The organism is Pseudonocardia sp. MH-G8 (genome assembly GCF_002262885.1).
Lineage (GTDB): Bacteria > Actinomycetota > Actinomycetes > Mycobacteriales > Pseudonocardiaceae > Pseudonocardia.
In genome coordinates this window covers 187,042-203,913 of sequence record NZ_NKYF01000004.1, presented here as the reverse complement: position 1 = coordinate 203,913, position 16,872 = coordinate 187,042, and the positions used below count along the sequence as shown (strand labels likewise).

At 73.0% G+C, this 16,872-nt stretch carries 10 protein-coding genes and 2 pseudogenes; 3 read left to right on the top strand and 9 right to left on the bottom strand.

The genetic code is table 11. The features are described 5' to 3' along the window. Positions 1–143: 143 nt before the first annotated feature. The 4 genes and pseudogenes from CFP66_RS13050 to CFP66_RS50285 all read right to left on the bottom strand — a co-directional run. Positions 144–1,160 carry a LacI family DNA-binding transcriptional regulator gene (locus tag CFP66_RS13050; RefSeq protein WP_094923423.1) on the bottom strand — a complete coding sequence of 339 codons (1,017 nt, stop codon included), beginning with the start codon at positions 1,158–1,160 and terminating at the stop codon, positions 144–146. A 111-nt stretch (positions 1,161–1,271) separates the two neighbouring features. Continuing rightward, the gene (locus CFP66_RS13045) at positions 1,272–1,757 is read right to left on the bottom strand and encodes an SRPBCC family protein (protein ID WP_094923421.1); all 486 of its coding nucleotides are present in this window, start codon (positions 1,755–1,757) and stop codon (positions 1,272–1,274) included. Next, entirely contained in the window at positions 1,754–2,116 is a 363-nt protein-coding gene (locus CFP66_RS13040) for a helix-turn-helix transcriptional regulator (RefSeq protein WP_233159384.1), read from the bottom strand. The genes CFP66_RS13045 and CFP66_RS13040 overlap by 4 nt, the downstream gene beginning before the upstream one ends. An 837-nt stretch (positions 2,117–2,953) precedes the next feature. After that, positions 2,954–3,532 (bottom strand): annotated as a pseudogene (locus tag CFP66_RS50285) (neutral zinc metallopeptidase); the annotation flags it as partial. A 91-nt stretch (positions 3,533–3,623) separates the two neighbouring features. Here CFP66_RS50285 and CFP66_RS13030 point away from each other — a divergent pair. Further along, on the top strand, positions 3,624–4,841 hold the full coding sequence (locus CFP66_RS13030; RefSeq protein WP_158228084.1) for a glycosyltransferase family 87 protein: 1,218 nt from the start codon (positions 3,624–3,626) through the stop codon (positions 4,839–4,841). Positions 4,842–6,171: 1,330 nt separating this feature from the next. Here the strand turns inward: CFP66_RS13030 and glgB are convergent. Further along, positions 6,172–8,364 (bottom strand): annotated as a pseudogene (gene glgB / locus CFP66_RS13025) (1,4-alpha-glucan branching protein GlgB); the annotation flags it as partial. 220 nt (positions 8,365–8,584) lie between these two features. On the opposite strand from glgB, the gene CFP66_RS13020 reads away from it, so the two are divergent. Then, positions 8,585–9,100 carry a hypothetical protein gene (locus tag CFP66_RS13020; protein WP_094923416.1) on the top strand — a complete coding sequence of 172 codons (516 nt, stop codon included), beginning with the start codon at positions 8,585–8,587 and terminating at the stop codon, positions 9,098–9,100. A 51-nt stretch (positions 9,101–9,151) separates the two neighbouring features. On the opposite strand, the gene CFP66_RS13015 is transcribed toward CFP66_RS13020, so the two are convergent. From CFP66_RS13015 to treS, 3 genes are read right to left on the bottom strand one after another with little or no spacing between them, the layout of a single operon-like run. Further along, complete coding sequence (locus CFP66_RS13015) at positions 9,152–10,168, bottom strand: sigma-70 family RNA polymerase sigma factor (RefSeq protein WP_198961419.1); 1,017 nt, start codon at positions 10,166–10,168, stop codon at positions 9,152–9,154. A gap of 59 nt (positions 10,169–10,227) precedes the next feature. Next, the gene (locus tag CFP66_RS13010; RefSeq protein WP_094923413.1) at positions 10,228–11,631 is read right to left on the bottom strand and encodes an aminoglycoside phosphotransferase; all 1,404 of its coding nucleotides are present in this window, start codon (positions 11,629–11,631) and stop codon (positions 10,228–10,230) included. Then, positions 11,628–13,379 carry a maltose alpha-D-glucosyltransferase gene (gene treS, locus CFP66_RS13005; protein ID WP_094923412.1) on the bottom strand — a complete coding sequence of 584 codons (1,752 nt, stop codon included), beginning with the start codon at positions 13,377–13,379 and terminating at the stop codon, positions 11,628–11,630. Before treS ends, CFP66_RS13010 begins: the two co-directional genes overlap by 4 nt. Before the next feature lie 510 nt (positions 13,380–13,889). On the opposite strand from treS, the gene CFP66_RS13000 reads away from it, so the two are divergent. After that, on the top strand, positions 13,890–14,501 hold the full coding sequence (locus CFP66_RS13000) for a hypothetical protein (RefSeq protein ID WP_143517244.1): 612 nt from the start codon (positions 13,890–13,892) through the stop codon (positions 14,499–14,501). A 72-nt stretch (positions 14,502–14,573) separates the two neighbouring features. Here the strand turns inward: CFP66_RS13000 and CFP66_RS12995 are convergent, their stop codons facing one another. Further along, positions 14,574–16,568 carry an alpha-1,4-glucan--maltose-1-phosphate maltosyltransferase gene (locus CFP66_RS12995; RefSeq protein WP_094923408.1) on the bottom strand — a complete coding sequence of 665 codons (1,995 nt, stop codon included), beginning with the start codon at positions 16,566–16,568 and terminating at the stop codon, positions 14,574–14,576. Positions 16,569–16,872 lie beyond the last annotated feature (304 nt).

Here is a 16,872-nt window from a genome sequence, read left to right as displayed (position 1 = left end):
GGACAGGACGGGAGCGCGAGCGCACTCACCAGTCGGCGTCGCCCCGGTCGTAGCACTGCCCGTACAGCGGCCGCCGCAGCAGCGCCGCCGTCCGGAGATCCATGAGTGGCACCGTGCCCGCAACGGCGGCGGACGTCAAGCGATCATCCGCGCCGCGGCGGGCTCGTGCTCCCCCGCGGCACGAGCGTGTGGGCCGAGTCGAGGTGGGCTCGTGCCGGCGCGCCCTCGATGACCTCGAGCAACCGTCGCGCGACGTGCGACCCGTACGCCATCACGTCGTGCGCGAGCGCGGTGATCGCCGGGTGGGTGAGCCGGCTCAGCGGGGAGTCGTCCCACGACACCACCGACAGCTGCCGGGGGACCTCGATCCCCATCTCGCCGGCGACCGACAGTCCCGCCACGGCCATGACGTCGTTGTCGTACACGATCGCGGTGGGCGGGCTGTGGCCGCAGAGCAGCCGGCGGGTGGCGCGGGTGCTGTCCTCGCCCGAGTAGTCCGACTGCAGCACCACCTCCTCGAGCCCGAGCCGCTCGGCGGCCGCGTGGAACGCGCGGGTGCGCTGGACGGTGTGCCGCAGCTGCGCCAACCCGGCCACGCGGCCGACCCGGCGGTGCCCCAGCGCCGCGAGGTACTCGACGATCCGGGTCATCCCGGCGACCTCGTCGGTCCAGACGCATGCGACGTCCGGCTGGTCCCGCGCGTCCCCGACCACCACGAACGGCAGGCCCATCTCCTGCAGCGGGACGATGCGGTCGTCGTGGTCGAGGAGGTCCACCACGATCGCGCCGTCGACCTGACGGGCGCCCTGCCAGCGGGCGCAGGTGGCGAGGCCGGCCGCGTGGTCGGGGACGAGCTGCAGCAGCAGGGCGGTGTCGCGGCTGCTCAGCTCCTGCTCGAGGCCGCTGATGAAGGCCATGAAGAACGGTTCGAGGCCGAGCGTCCGCGCGGGACGGGCCAGCACCAACCCGACGACGCCGGCCCGCGCGCCGGACAGGACGCGGGCGGCGTTGTTGGCCGTCCAGCCCAGCTCCTCGGCGATGGCGACGACCCGCGCCTGCGTGGCGGGCGAGACACCGCGGCGCCCGTTGAGGGCGTAGGACACGGCGGCCTTGGACACGCCCGCGCGCGCCGCGATGTCGGAGATGGTCGGACGGTGCATGGGGCTCCCACTCGGCCGGACACGTGGCCGGCCCTCCCACCAGGTTAAACGGTGCTGGTCCGGATGCCCCGCATGCGCCGGGTGGTGATCAGGTGATCCCCGCGCCGTCGGTCACAGGGACTTCACCACCTCGACCAGCTGGTCCAGCGTGAGTCCCCAACCCTCGAGGAAGCCCATGTCCTCGTGCTGCTTCTTCGAGGATGCGTCGGCGTGCATGGCCGTGGCGGTGTACCTCGTGCCGCCGTTGCCGTCGGACTCGATGCTGATCACCGCCGTGAACGGGAAGCCGCCCTCGACGAGCTGCGGGCGGAAGCCGGCGGCCAGGGCCGAGGTGAAGACCAGCTTCGAACCGTCCTCGACCGCCAGGATGCAGCCCGTGTTCGGGTACTCGTCGCCGTCGGGCGAGCGCATGGTGGTGTTGCACCTGCCGCCGGGCTCCAGGTCGATCTCGCAGGACGTGGTGGTCCACGGCTTCGGGGCGAACCACTGCACGAGCAGCTCAGGCGTGGTCCAGGCCTTCCAGACCAGCTCCGGCGCGACGTCGACGGTGCGCTCCAGGACGAGGTCGAGCTCGGGGTTCACGCGGTAGACGGTCATTCCTGCTGCTCCTTCAGTTGGTAGAGGAACGTGTCGAGCTGATCGAGGCGCCGGGTCCACAGCGCGCGTTGCGCGGTGAGCCAGGAGCCGAGGTCCTCGAGCGGGCGGGGGGCGAGCCGGTAGGTCCGCACCCGTCCGTCCTTCTGCGACGTCACCAGGCCGGAGCGCTCGAGGACGCCCATGTGCTGGGTGAACGACGGCAGTGCCATGTCGAACGGGCGCGCCAGATCGCTCGTGGTGGCGGGCCCTCGGCCGAGGCGCTCGACGACCTGACGGCGGGTGGGGTCGGACAGCGCGTGGAACACGCGGTCCAGTTCTGCGACGGTCCCCCCGGCTCCGACCTCCACTCGCTTAGGCACGTGCCTAAGTATCTGGGTGGCGGTGGCTGCCGTCAACCCTCGACGCGTTCTGCCTCAACGGCCGGGCAGGCAGCCGGCCGGCCCGTCGAGGAGGCCGGTGCGGAACCGGGTGATGCGCTCGAACCCGTGCTCGGCCGGGTCGGAGGCGCCCTCCGCGTCGCGGGCGACCCAGTCGGCGAGCAGCAGCACCTGCACCGCCTCGTCGAGGTCGCCGGGGGAGAGCCGGAACCCGTCTGGTGCCTCGAGCAACCGCCCGGTGTAGGCGCCCGCGAGGCAGGTGGCGCCCGCGCCCGCGGGCCGCCCCACGGGCGACGTGCCGACGGCGTCGAGCGCGGCCATGCCGTACCGGCCGGCGACGAGCGTGGCGGCGGCGAAGTCACCGATCTCGCGGTGCACGTCCTCGATCGCGGCGAGGTCGACCGCCACCCCGCCGTCGTCCGGGCAGTACGCGGCGGGCCCCTGCGTCGCGAGCCGCTCGGGCGGGCAGGCGCCGCCGGAGCTCAGCCGCGGCGCGTCCCGGCCCGGGGCCAGGTCGGTGAACCACCTCCCCGCGTCGTCCTCGACGAACGCCAGCAGGTCACGCAGCGGCAGGTTGCCGCCCCGGGCCAAATCGGCCTCGGAGCCGAACCGGCGCTGGGTGAACGTCCGGTTGTCGACGGTCATCTCCGCGCATCGCACAGCGCCGTCGCGATGACCGTCCTGGAACGCGGAGACGCGGTCGAACGCGTTGCCGTGCGCGCTCTGGTCTCCGGGCTCGACGCCGACGGGGTCCCGGAACCCGACGAGCGCGCGCATCGCGTCGTCGCGTTCCGCGGGACCCAGCGGCAGCCCTGCGACCGGTTCCTCGAGCAGGTGGGCGATCGCGACGCCGGCGTAGCAGTCGGCCATGGCCTCGAGCAGGATCGTCGGGTAGCGCTGCGGGCCGCGCTCCTGCGCCGCGTCGATGCCCAGCCGGGTCTGCACCGCGTGCCCCACCTCGTGGGCGAGCACCACCACCACTCCCGCCGGGCCGAACCGATCCTGCAGCAACGGCATGAGCCCGTCGGCGTCCCAGGCGACGGCGTCGGCGGCCGGGCAGTAGAACGCCTGGTCGGCGAGGTCGGCGGCGCGGTTGGTGCACGGTGGGGCGGTGGCATCCGGATCGTCGGTGGCGACCGCGGCGAAGGTGGTGATGTCGGTCCACTCGCGGCCGAACGCCGCCGGGAACTCCTGCCGCCAGAACTCCTGCAGCGCCGCGACGGTGGTTGCCGCGACCTCGCTCGCCGGCCCGGTGGGCGGCACCGCGGAGATGGCGGCCGTGGCCGGTGCCGTGGCGGCTCGCGCATCGCCGGGCACCACCCGGCTGCAGGCGCCTCCCAGCAGCACCGGGACGGCCGCGACGACGACCGCCGCCACGACGGCGACCCAGCGGGGCATCGGTGCGGACACGCGGCACATCATCGCGCGCCGACCCCCTGCGGGGGAGCGGTTCCGCCGAACCCGAACGGGCCGGATAGCGTCAGGAACCGTGACCGTGCGGAACCAGTGGCGACGCGACGGGGTGGACGACCCCGGTCGTGTGCCCGGTGCGCGCGCGAACGCCCTGCGCCACGCCGCGTCCGGGATGGTCGTCCTGGCGTCGGTGGTGGCCACCGTGGTGCTGCACGTGCGCCACCCCGACGCGCTCGTGACGCTGCTGCCGGGCGCGGACATGCGCGACCTGCACGTCGACTTCGACACGTTCTGGCACTCCGCGGTGGCCCTCGTCGGGGGCGCCGACATCTACGAGACGCCGGCGAAGCTCACCAACCTCAACCCGCCGCTGCTCACGCTGCTGCTCGTGCCGTTCGCGGGGCTCGACGCGCTCACCGCCTACCGCGTGTTCGCCGTGGGCACGCTGCTCGTCGTGGTGGCGGCCGTGGTCGCGGTGGCCCGCGAGCTGAGGTTGACGCGCCCCGTCACCGCGTTGGTGGTGCTCGCGGTCCTCGCGTCGTCGCCGCTGCACGGCACGCTCGTGCTCGGCCAGATCTACCCGTTGCTGCTCGCGGGTCTGGTGGCGGGCTGGATCGCGGAGCGCCGGGGGCGACCGGTGCTCGCCGCCGTGCTCTACGGGTTCACGGTGGCGCTCAAGCCCTCGCTCGCGCCGCTGCTGCTGCTACCCGCCGTCCAGCGGCGCTGGCGCCCGTTCCGGGCCGGCATCGCCGGTGCGGCCGGCGCCACCCTGCTCGGCGTGCTCGCCGCCGGCCCGTCCAGCGCGTTCACCTGGCTGCGCATCGCCGTCAGCGAGCCGGTGCCCGACACGGTGGACAACGCGTCGCTGCCCGGGCTGGCAGTGCGGTTCGGCGTGCCGTCGCTGCTCGGCGCCCTGCTCGGGGCGGCCGTGCTGGTCGGCACCCTGGTGTGGATGGGACGCCACCGGGACCGGATCGACCCCGCGGGCACCGCTCCGTGGGCCGTGCTCGCGGCCGGGCTGCTGTTCTCGCCGATCGCCTGGCACAACTACCTCATGCTGCTGTGGCCCGGTGTGCTGCTGCTGGTCACGCTCGGGCTGGGCGGGGTGGCCGCCGCAGCGCTCGCCGTGGCCGTCGTGCCGGTGTCGTGGAACGCGGAGTGGACGGGCGACAGCATCGCCGCGGACGTCGCACGCTCGCTCTACTTCGTGGTGCTCCTCGGCTACTGGCTCGCGCTGATGTGGACGGCGAGCCGGCCGCGCACCTCGGCACGGCCGGCCGCGCCGGCGGGGTAGCGCTCCCCGCCGGGAAGGAACGAGCGCGGTGGCCAGGAACATCCACCGGGTCGTGCAGCCGCCGCTCCGCAGTCACCCGCGCGCCTGCCCACGCACTCCGCTCACACGACCCGTCGACCGGGCGCACGGCGCGGATCATCGGCCACAGGGTGTGAGCACGTCCTCGACGCGGCGCGCCCCGCCGTTCCTCCCCGTGGCCCTGCCTCGTAGGCCCGGGGGTGGATCGGGAGCACCGCAAGGTGCGCACAGGCCTGGGCCCGCGCCGGGGACGGCCGCCCACTCAGCCCCGATATTCGGCAGTTCTGCCCACCCGGCCACCCCGCCGACGGGCAGGAGCAGCGGAACCCGGCCGACTGCGCGGACGTCCCGGGCCGGGGCGTGAGGCAGCGGTCGCGAGCCGGGAACGGCGCACCCACAGGAGATTCCATGTCTACCTGATCATGACGCCGAGCCGGCGCGCGAGAAGCACGTCAGCGTGGTCGCGACGACCCTGACGTGCGACTCACACAGTGAAGGCTCAGGGCCTGGCGCCGGGGTCCGGGTCGACCGGCTCCGGCGGGGCCTCGCCCGTGACGGGAGCGGCAGGTCCGTCGTCCAGCACGCTGTCGGTGTCCGGGGCGGGGGCGTCGGGCACCGCGTCCGTCGTCGCGAGCTCCCCGGCCGGCTCGACCCGGGGCTGCTCGGGCTCGAGCGCCGAGCCGCCTTCCCCGGACGCCGTGGGCAGGCCGGTTGCGGCGGCCGAAGGGCCGGGCTCCTCCGTGGGGCCTGCGTCGGGGCGCGACGCGGCGGGCGACGGCGCGTCGACGCCCGTGGTGTCCGTGGCGCTGCGCGGCTCGTCACCTGCCCGGACGCCCGGTGTGGGCCGCGGTTGCGGGGCCGTCCACGGCGTGCCCGCCGCGTCCGGGTCCGGGCCGGCCACCGGCGAGGTCGTGACCGGTGCGCTCGTCCCGGTGGTGGTGGCGGAGGGGCCGGCGACGGCCGAGGGGCGGGCGGGGACGTCGGAGACCGGAACCTCGGCCGCGAGATCGGGCTCGTCACCGAGGTCCTCGGTGCCCGCCGGGTCGGCACCGGGCTGGACGACCGGGTGGCGCTGGGACGCATCGGACATGGGGACCTCGGCGGCGAGGTCGTCGGTGCCGGTGCTCGTCAGATCGGCGGCGGGCCCGCTCGCCGGGTGGCGTTCGCCCGCGTCGGACGTGGGGACCTCGGCGGTGAGGTCCGGCTCGTCCGCCACGCCCGGCGGCAGGATGTCGAAGCCCCGCGGCGGGGTCACCGCCTCGGCGGCGGCGACGGCGGCGGCCGAACGACGGCGCACCGCACCGGCCCCGGGCTCGGGCACCAGCCACAGCACTCCGGCCGGCGGCAGCTGCAGCACGGCCGACGCGGGCCGCCCGTGCCACATGACCTGCTCGGCCTCGACCGCGCCCAGGTTGCCGACGCCAGAACCGCCGTAGATCTGCGCGTCGGTGTTGAGCACCTCGCGCCAGCGGCCGGCGAAGGGCAGCCCGACGCGGTAGTCGCGCTTGGGGCTGCCGGAGAAGTTGGCGACGCAGGCGAGCACCGTCGGCTTGCCGTCGGCGTCGGTGCCGTGGCGTAGGAAGCTCAGGACGTTGCCGGAGGCGTCGTTGGCGTCGATCCAGGAGAAGCCCTCGGGCGTGGAGTCCCTCGTCCACAGGGCCGGGGTGGCGCGGTAGGCCCGGTTCAGGTCGCCGACCAGTGTCTTGACGCCTGCGTGCAGCGGGTCCTCGAGCAGGTGCCAGTCCAGCGGGCGCGACTCCGACCACTCGCGCTCCTGGCCGAACTCACCGCCCTGGAACAGCAGCTGCTTGCCCGGGTGCGCCCACATGTAGGCCAGCAGGCCGCGCAGGTTCGCCGACTTGTTCCAGGCGTCGCCGGGCATGCGGGCCCACAGCGAGCCCTTGCCGTGGACCACCTCGTCGTGGGAGAGCGGCAGCACGAAGTTCTCGCTGAACGCGTACATCAGCGAGAACGTCATCTGGTTGTGGTGGTAGCCCCGGTAGATCGGGTCACGCCCCGCGTAGTCGAGCGTGTCGTGCATCCAGCCCATGTTCCACTTGAAGCCGAAGCCCAGACCGCCCAGGTGCGTGGGACGGGTGACGCCCGGCCACGCGGTGGACTCCTCGGCGATCGTGATGACGCCGGGGTGGTTGCGGTAGACGGTGGCGTTCATCTCCTGCAGGAACGCGACGGCGTCGAGGTTCTCCCGACCACCGTGGACGTTGGGCAGCCACTGGCCCTCGGGGCGGGAGTAGTCGAGGTAGAGCATGCTGGCCACGGCGTCGACGCGCAGGCCGTCGACGTGGAACTGGTCCAGCCAGAACAGGGCGTTGGCGACGAGGAAGTTGCGCACCTCGCGGCGGCCGAAGTCGAACACGAGCGTGCCCCAGTCGGGCTGCTCGCCGCGGCGCGGGTCCGCGTGCTCGTAGAGCGCGCTGCCGTCGAACTTCGCGAGCGCCCACTCGTCGCGGGGGAAGTGCCCGGGCACCCAGTCGATGATCACGCCGAAGCCGTGCTGGTGCAGGTGGTCGACGAACCAGCGGAAGTCGTCCGGGGTGCCGAACCGCGCCGTGGGCGCGTAGAAGGAGGTGACCTGGTAGCCCCAGGACCCGCCGAACGGGTGCTCGGCCACCGGCAGCAGCTCGACGTGGGTGAACCCCATCTCGCCCAGGTACGTCGCCATCTCGCGGGCGAGCTCCCGGTAGTCCAACCCGGGGCGCCACGAGCCGAGGTGCGCCTCGTAGACGCTCATCGGCTCGGCGTGCGCCTGCCGCCGCGCACGGGCCTCCAGCCACTCCTCGTCGCCCCACCGGTGCGTCGAGGCGTCCACGATGGACGCGGTGGCGGGCGGGATCTCGGTGCGGAACGCCATCGGGTCGGCCTTGTCGCGCCAGCGCCCGTCGCGGCCCAGGATGCGGAACTTGTAGCGGGTGCCGGGCTCGATGCCGGGGACGAACAGCTCCCAGATCCCCGAGCTGCCCAGCACGCGCATCGGGTGGGCCCAGCCGGACCAGCCGTCGAAGTCGCCCGTGACGCGGACGCCCTGCGCGGTGGGCGCCCAGACCGCGAAGCTCGTGCCGGTGACGGGGCCGGCGGGCGTGTCGTAGCGGCGCAGGTGCGCCCCCAGCACGTCCCACAGGCGCTCGTGGCGGCCCTCGCCGATCAGGTGCAGGTCGACCTCGCCGAGGGTGGGCAGCCAGCGGTACGGGTCGTCGACGACGTCGACGCGCTCGCCGTAGCGCACGGCGATCCGGTAGTCCGCGGGCTCACCCGGCACGAGGCCCGAGAACAGGCCGGAGTCGTGCACCTTGACCAGCGGGTGCCGCTCCCCGCCCGCGCGCACGACGTGCACCTCGTCGGCGTGCGGGCGCAGCACGCGCACGGCGGTGCCGCCGGGGTGCGGGTGCGCGCCCAGGACCGAGTGCGGATCGTGGTGGGCGCCGCCGAGCAGCCGTTCGACCGTCCGTGGGTCCGGCGGGCACGGGTCGACCCGCTCGCTGATCATCTGGGTCCCGTTTTCCTCGCGAGCCACCTGCGCACCCTATTGCCCTCCGCGGCGCGGTGCCGACCCTGGGCGCAACGATGTGATCACTCTGGGTGCGAACCGCGCGCGCCGATTCCGTGCTGGTACACCGAGCGTGGTGCCGCCACACCGGTTGCAGTCGGTGTGGGAGGACAGGAATCGGTGTGGGAGGGGCGGATATGGGGTCGCGCAGGCGTCGCCGGTGGTGGTGGCGGGCGTCGGCCGGGTGGACGAGGGGACGCAGCGCGTCGCGGAGTTCTTCGGCGACCTGCGCGGCGGCCCGGCGTTCCTCGCCTGCCTCACCGACGCCTGCTACGCGCGCATCGGAGGTGGTGGCGAGCGGGGCATCGCCGTGCTGAACCGTGCCGTGATGCTCTCGCCGCGCGGGATCGACCCCGTGATCGCCGCGCACGAGCTGACGCACGTGGAGCTGCACGCCCGGCTGGGATCGGCGACCGTGCCGCAGTGGTTCGACGAGGGCCTCGCGGTGCTCGTCTCGGACGACGCCCGCTACCTCCAGCCCGCGGGGACGGGGGACCGGTGTCGCGTCGAGCCGGCGGGGCCGCTGCCCGAGACGCTCGGCGACTGGTTGCACGCGGCGGGGGCCGACCCGCAGGTCTACGCGCAGGCCGGGTGCGCGGTGAGCCGGCTGCTGGCGACCCACGACGTGCACGCGCTCGTGGCGCAGCTCGCGGCGGGCGAGGTGCTGCCGGGCTGACGCGGTTCCCGCCTCACCGCGGCGGGCCGGGGGACATCCGCCGGCTGGTCCTCACGAGCCCGGCTCCGCGGGCAGGCTCTCCGGCAGCCCGAAGCGTGGGAACAGCGACCCGTCGAGGAACGCGGTGACCGCGGCGAGCCGGTCGCCGCGGAACGTGAGGACGTCGAGGGCGGCGCCGCGGAAGTGCCCGACGCGCTCGTCCCAGATGTAGCAGGCCACCGCCTGCTGCCCGTTGGCGCGCACCGGCAGGTGGCGCCAGCGCTCGCGCAGCGGCAGCCGGACCAGGAAGTCGGTGACGGCGGCACGGCCGCGGTACCAGCTCGCCAGCGGCGGCATCGACCAGCTGACGTCGGCCGTGAGCAGGGTGACGAGCGCGTCGGCGTCGCCGCGCTCGAGCGCGTCGGAGTACTGCGCGACCACCTCCCGCAGGCGGACGTCGCCGAGCGCGCGCAGCGTCTGCTGCTGGCTCTGCTCGGGCCGCAGCTCCTCGACGACCTTGCGCGCGCGTTGCAGGGCGCTGTTGACCGACGCGACGGTGGTGCCGAGGGTCTCGGCGACCTCGCGGGCCGAGTAGCCCAGCACCTCGAACAGCAGCAGCGCGGCACGCTGGTTGCCCGGCAGGTGCTGGAGAGCGGCGACGAACGCCAGCTCGACGCTCTCGCGCTGCTCGTAGCGGACGTGCGGGGCCGCGGGCCCGTCGGCCACGCCGTCGTCGGGGTAGGGGCCGAGCCAGGCGATTTCGGTGAGCGCATGGTCGTCGAGCACCGCGTGCTCCGCCGCCGGGCCCAGGTCGACCGGCAGCGCCCGCCTTCCCCGGCTGCCGATCGCGTCCAGGCAGGTGTTGGTGGCGATGCGGTACAGCCAGGCGCGCACCGAGCTGCGCTCCTCGAAACGGCCGATCCCGCGCCAGGCCCGCAGCAGCGCGTCCTGCAGGGCGTCCTCGGCGTCGTGCAGGGAACCGAGCATCCGGTAGCAGTGCGCGCGCAGCTCACCCTGCAGTGGCTCGACGAGCCGGTGGAACGCCGCGTCGTCGCCCCCGCGGGCCAGGGAGAGGTCTGCCGCCGTCACGCCGCCAGTGTGTCCCACGCCCCTGACAACGGGCCGGTGGCCAGGTTGTGGCCGGGGTACTAGACGCCCGCGTCGGACTGCGCCTCGGCGGTGAGCCGCTCGATCGACGCCAGCGGGATCACGGCCCAGGCGGGTCGGCTGCGCGTCTCGTAGACCACCTCGTAGACGGCCTTGTCCAGCTCGAAGCCGCGCAGCAGGGCCGCCTGCTCACGCGGGTCGCCGCCCGCGCGCAGGGCGTAGCCGTCGCAGAAGGCGCTGCGGTTGCGCTGGGCCCACTCACGGGCCCGCCAGGCGAGCTGGGAGTCGTGGTCCGGGTCGGTCCAGTCGCCTGCGGGCTCCCACTGGGAGAGCTGGTGGAACGCGGCGTAGTCGAACGAGCGGAGCATGCCGGCGACGTCACGCAGCGCCGAGTCCGGCCGGATGCGTTCGTCGAGCGGCGCGGCGGGCTCGCCCTCGAAGTCGATCACGAGCCAGCCGTAGGGCGTGCGCAGCGTCTGGCCCAGGTGCAGGTCGCCGTGCACACGCTGGACGGGCACGCTGCCGGTCAGCGCAGCGACCGCGTCGTACCCGGCGCGGATCCGCTCGACGTGCGCGGTGAGCGCCGGTACCTCGGCGGCCGCCGCGGTGAGGCGGTCCCGCCAGGCGGCGGCCAGCGCGCGGGGGTCGCCCTCGCCGGTGCCGAGCGCCTCGCGCAGCTCGGCGTGCACCACCCCGATCGTCTCGCCCAGGCGGGACGCCTCGGCCGCGAAGTCGCCACCCACCTCGTCGGCGCGCAGGTCGCCCTCGGCGAGCAGGTCCCGGACGCTCGCCTGGGCCATCAACCAGCCGTCGGCGGAGTTGGCGGCGTAGTCCTGCAGCATGCCCAGCGTGACCGGCTCACCGTCCAGGACGCCCTCGATCGCGCCCTGCAGCGCGGCCACCTCGGTGCTGCCGACCGACCGCAGGGCCCGGTGCAGCTCGAGGTCGGGGTTGACGCCGGGCAGCACGCGGCGGAACAGCTTGAGGATCGACTGCTCGCCCCACGACACCGAGGTGTTGGACTGCTCGACGCCCAGCACCCTCCCCGGGCCCTTCTCGGCGAGGGTGGCGCCGGGCTCGGGCACGAACCGCACATCGCCCGCGGTGAAGCCGGAGCGGATGGCGTCCAGCAGCCATTCCGTGACCGCGGGGTCCCAGAGCCCGTCGTAGGCGAGGTGGGCGCCGATCTTCCCGATCATGCTGTGCTCCAGCTCGCCGCGCGGCTGCTCCCGGCGGCCGACGAGGAGCTGGTAGTGCTGCACGGGCGAATCGTCGGCGAACGCGACGGCGAGCAGCACCAGGTCGAGGAGCGGTTCCGCGCCCGTGCGCAGCGGGGTGACCGCCGCGACGGTGACCGTGCGGACCGGCCGGCCCTTCGCGGCGAACCAGCGCTGCGTGGGCAGCCACTGGGGCAACAGGGCGGGAAGCTCCTCGGCGAGATTCATCCAGACTCCTCCGGCGGGGTGATCGAGAACCAGTAGAAGCCGTGTCCCGGAAGGGTCAGCAGGTAGGGCAGCTCCCCGATCGCCGGGAACGGCACGCCACCGGTCAGCTCGTGGGGGGCGCAACCCTGCCACGGCGAGAGGTCCAGTTCCACCGGTTGCGGGAACCGTGACATGTTGTTGACGCAGAGCACGGCGTCGTCGCCGTCCGAACGCACGTACGCGAGGACGGACGGGTTCGAGCCGCCCAGCTCGTGGTACTCGCCCAGCCCGAACGCGGGGTGCCGCTTGCGGACCTCGATCATGTGCCGGGTCCAGTGCAGGAGCGACGTCGACGAGTGCGACTGCGCCTCGACGTTGACCGCCTGGTAGCCGTAGACCGGGTCCATGATGATCGGCAGGTACAGCCGGCCGGGGTCGCAGGTGGAGAACCCGGCGTTGCGGTCGGGCGTCCACTGCATGGGGCTGCGGACGGCGTCGCGGTCGCCCTGCCAGATGTTGTCACCCATGCCGATCTCGTCACCGTAGTACAGAACGGGTGAACCGGGCAGGGACAGCAGCAGCGCGGTGAACAGCTCGAGCTGGTTGCGGTCGTTCTCCAGCAGTGGGGCCAGCCGGCGGCGGATGCCGATGTTGGCCTTCATCCGCGGGTCCTTGGCGTACTCCGCGTACATGTAGTCGCGCTCTTCGTCGGTGACCATCTCGAGCGTGAGCTCGTCGTGGTTGCGCAGGAAGATGCCCCACTGCGTGCCCGACGGGATCGCCGGGGTCTGCGCCAGGATCTCCGAGATCGGGAAGCGGTTCTCCCGGCGCACGGCCATGAAGATGCGCGGCATGAGCGGGAAGTGGAACGCCATGTGGCACTCGTCGCCGCCGACCTCCGCGTCACCGAAGTACTCCACGACGTCCGACGGCCACTGGTTGGCCTCGGCGAGCATGACGCGGCCGGGGTACTCGACGTCCATCACTTTGCGGCAGCGCTTGAGGAAGTCGTGGGACTCGGCGAGGTTCTCGCAGTTGGTGCCCTCGCGCTCGAACAGGTAGGGCACCGCGTCGAGGCGGAACCCGTCGATGCCGAGGTCCATCCAGAACCGCAGGACGTCGATCATCGCGTCCTGCACGTCGGGGTTGTCGTAGTTCAGGTCGGGCTGGTGGGAGAAGAACCGGTGCCAGTAGAACTGCCCGCGGACCGGGTCGTAGGTCCAGTTGGACGTCTCGGTGTCGACGAAGATGATCCGGGCGTCGGCGTACTGGGAGTCGTCGTCGGACCAGACGTAGAAGTCGCCGTAGGGGCCCTCCGGGTTGCGCCGCGACTCCTCGAACCACGGGTGCTGGTCGGAGGTGTGGTTCATGACGAGGTCGGTGATCACGCGGATGCCACGCTTGTGGGCCTCGTCGAGCAGCACCACGAAGTCGTCCACGGTGCCGAACTCGGGCAGCACCACGCGGAAGTCGCGGATGTCGTAGCCGCCGTCGCGCAGCGGTGAGTCGTAGAACGGCGGGAGCCAGAGGCAGTCGACACCGAGCCACTGGATGTAGTCCAGCTTCTCGGTGAGGCCCCTCAGGTCGCCGGTGCCGTCCCGGTTCGAGTCCGAGAACGCGCGGACCAGCACCTCGTAGAAGACGGCCCGCTTGTACCAATCATGATCGACCTTCAGTGTGCGCGCATGCTCGAAATCCTCCGACGAGGACTCGACCAGCTGGTCGTCGTCGGTGTGCTGGGGCTCGGCGTCCGAGGTGTCGATCGACATGGGGGTATCGCGTTCCTACCGGGCGGGGACTGATGGCGGAGGGGGCACCCGGCCAGTCTTACCGGGCGGATGCCCGTGCGCAGGACGTGGCTCGGCGGCCGGTGCGAGCGTAACTGCCGCCCGGGAGGAGGACCTCAGAGGAGTCATCGGGCCGGTACGAACGGTCACCGCCCGCGACCCGCGACAGAGGCGGGCTCCGGCGCTACGCGGAGTAGGTGACGTGCGGACCGGTTGAACGGGCACGCGCAGCATCGGGGCCAATTGCTACGAGGTTGCCGGTCGGCTCGTCGGCAAGGTCTGGGTCTGGTCGGGATGACGTTGCTGGTCGCCGTCGTCGCCGTCGGGGTGACGCTGATGCTGCGGGGCCACGGACATCGCACACCGGCCACCCACGTCGGTCGGGACTCAGTGGTGCCGTCACCGCACGTGGTCGATCGCGCACGGATTCGAGGGTTCTGCCGGGACCGCAGGTGGAGGACCCTGAACGCCCCGCACCAGGAAGGAGCCGCCGTGTTCGTACAGGTGTTCCAGGGACAGGTGACCGACGCGGGCCAGGTGCGCCAGGCCCTCGAGGACTGGGTGGAGCGGCTCGCCCCGGACGCCGAGGGCTGGCTGGGGAGTACGGCCGGCGTGGCCGAGGACGGCACCTTCGTCGGCGTGGCCCGCTTCGCCTCGCCGGAGGCGGCGCAGCGCAACAGCGGGCGGGCGGTGCAGGGCGAGTGGTGGTCCGGGGCGTCGAAGCTGTTCAGCGGTGAGGTGGCGTTCCACGACTGCAGCGAGGTGGACACGGGCCGCGGCGGCGGGTCGGACCGCGCGGGCTTCGTCCAGGTGATCCAGGGCCGGACGGACGACGTGCCCAGGATGCGCGAGCTGACGGCGGTGCTCGACGAGCGGTCCTCGGCCGTGCGCCCCGACCTGCTCGGCTTCTTCACCGCCCTGCACGACGGTGAGGAGGGGGCCTTCACACAGGTCGCCTACTTCACCTCGGAGGAGGACGCCCGCGCTGCCGAGCGCGGCGAGCCCCCGGCCGAGGTGGCGGAGACGCTCCGCGAGGAGTTCGATCTCATGCAGGACGTGCGGTACCACGACCTGCGCGAGCCCTGGCTGCACTCGCCACGCTGAGCACGGGCGGCGGGTGTCGGGTGTCGGGTGTGTACGGCTGCGGCGACGACCGTGGACATCCGATACCCGCGATCATCGTGGGGTCGAGGGCGTCCTGTCCCGCTGCACCCGGAAGACGTGCGCCACGTGGTTCTGCGGTTCCAGCCGTACGTAGTTGAACTGGCCCCACTGGTAGGACTCGCCGCTGACCTCGTCGTGCACGGTGACGCGCTCGTTCCACTCCACGCCGAGCGAGGGCATGTCGAGCGACGTGGTGCCCTCCTGCGCCTGGCGCGAGTCGAGCGTGCACACCACGAGCACGGTGTCGCCGGTGGCCGGGTCGGTCTTGGAGTAGGCGATGATCGCGTCGTTGTCGACCTGGTGGAAGTGCAGGTCGCGCAGCTGCTGCAGCGCCGGGTGGGCGCGACGGATCTCGTTGAGCCGGGTGAGGTAGGGCTCCAGCGTGCGGCCCTCGTTCAGTGCGGTGGCGAAATCGCGCGGGCGCAGCTCGTACTTCTCGGAGTCGAGGTACTCCTCGCTGCCCGGGCGCACCGGCTGGGACTCGTAGAGCTCGAACCCGGAGTACACGCCGTAGGTCGGGGACAGGGTGGCGGCGAGCGTGGCCCGGATCGCGAACATCGCCGGGCCGCCGGTCTGCAGCGACTCGTGCAGGATGTCGGGGGTGTTGACGAAGTAGTTGGGCCGGCACTCGTCGGCCCGCTCGGCGTGCATCAGCGCGAAGTCGGTGAGCTCCGCCTTCGTGGTGCGCCAGGTGAAGTAGGTGTAGGACTGCGTGAAGCCCAGCCGTGCGAGCCCGAACAGCCGCGCCGGGCGGGTGAACGCCTCGGCCAGGAACAGAACGTCCGGGTAGCGGGACTTGACCTGCCAGATCAGCCAGTGCCAGAAGTTCGGCGGCTTGGTGTGCGGGTTGTCCACGCGGAAGATCCGCACACCGTGCTCGGCCCAGTGCAGCACCACCCGCAGCGACTCCGCGTAGATGCCGGCGGGGTCGTTGTCGAAGTTGACGGGGTAGATGTCCTGGTAGCGCTTCGGCGGGTTCTCCGCGTAGGCGATCGTGCCGTCCGGGCGCACCGTGAACCACTCGGGGTGCTCGGCCACCCAGGGGTGGTCGGGGGCGCACTGCAGCGCGAAGTCGAGCGCGACCTCCATCCCGAGGTCGTGCGTGCGCGCGACGAAGGCGTCGAAGTCCTCGAGCGTGCCCAGTTCCGGCTCGATCGCGTCGTGGCCGCCCTCGGCGGAGCCGATCGCCCACGGCGAGCCGACGTCGTCCGCGCCGGCGTTGACGTTGTTGTTGCGCCCCTTGCGGTGCACCGTGCCGACCGGGTGGATCGGCGGCAGGTAGACCACGTCGAAGCCCATCGCCGCGACCCGGTCGAGCTCCTTGGCCGCGGTGACGAACGTGCCGTGCACGGCGCGCCCGGTCTCGTCGCGACCCCCGGTGGAGCGCGGGAAGAACTCGTACCAGGAACCGAACAGGGCGCGCTCGCGGTCCACGTGGACCTGCTGCGGGCGCCCGCGCGTGATCAGCTCCCGCACCGGGCGCTCGGTCATGATCTTCTCGACGGCCGGGAACAGCGCCGGCGCCACGCGCGCGTGCAGCGGCAGCGCCGTGTCGCGCAGCGTGTTGGCCGCGCCGAAGAGCAGGTCGCGGTGCGGGCGCTCGCCGGGACGGCGGCCCACGCGCTGCAGCAGCCGCGCGCCGATCTCGAGGTCGTTGGCCAGCTCGTCGGCACCCTGCCCGGCCGAGAGCTTGACGGTGACGGCGTGGCGCCAGGTGGCCCACGGGTCGCTCCAGGCGTCCACGCGGAAGGTCCACAGCCCCGGCTCGTCCGCCACGACGGTGGCGGTGAACCGGTCGGTGCCGCGCCCGAGCGGCGACATGCGGACGTGGTGGGCGGCGCCGTTGCTGCCGATGCGACGCCAGACGACGTTCGCGGCGACGGCGTCGTGGCCCTCGCGCCAGACCGTCGCGGTGATCGGGACCACCTCACCGACGACGGCCTTGCTCGGATGGCGACCACCGCTCACAGTGGGTGTGACGTCATCGATCCCGAGCCGACCGGTCATCGGCACACCCCCAGCTGCAAGAACCCCGTCGCGGAAGTCACAAAACTACCTACCCGATCGCCGGTCGCCGGGAACGGGGCGCCGCCGTTCACCCGATAGTCACCCGGGTGACGTAGCCGTCATACCCGCGAGGAGTCGGCGCAACCCCCAGTGGACGCTGCGCCGCAGCTCGGGGCCCGCCCGCCGTCCACGTCGAGGCCGGTCGCGGCAGGCACTCCCGGACGATGACGCCGAGCCGCTGCGCGTTCGGGCCCCGCGCGTCCCCTCGGCCCACGACGGCGAGAGCGTGGGCGTCAAGATCGTT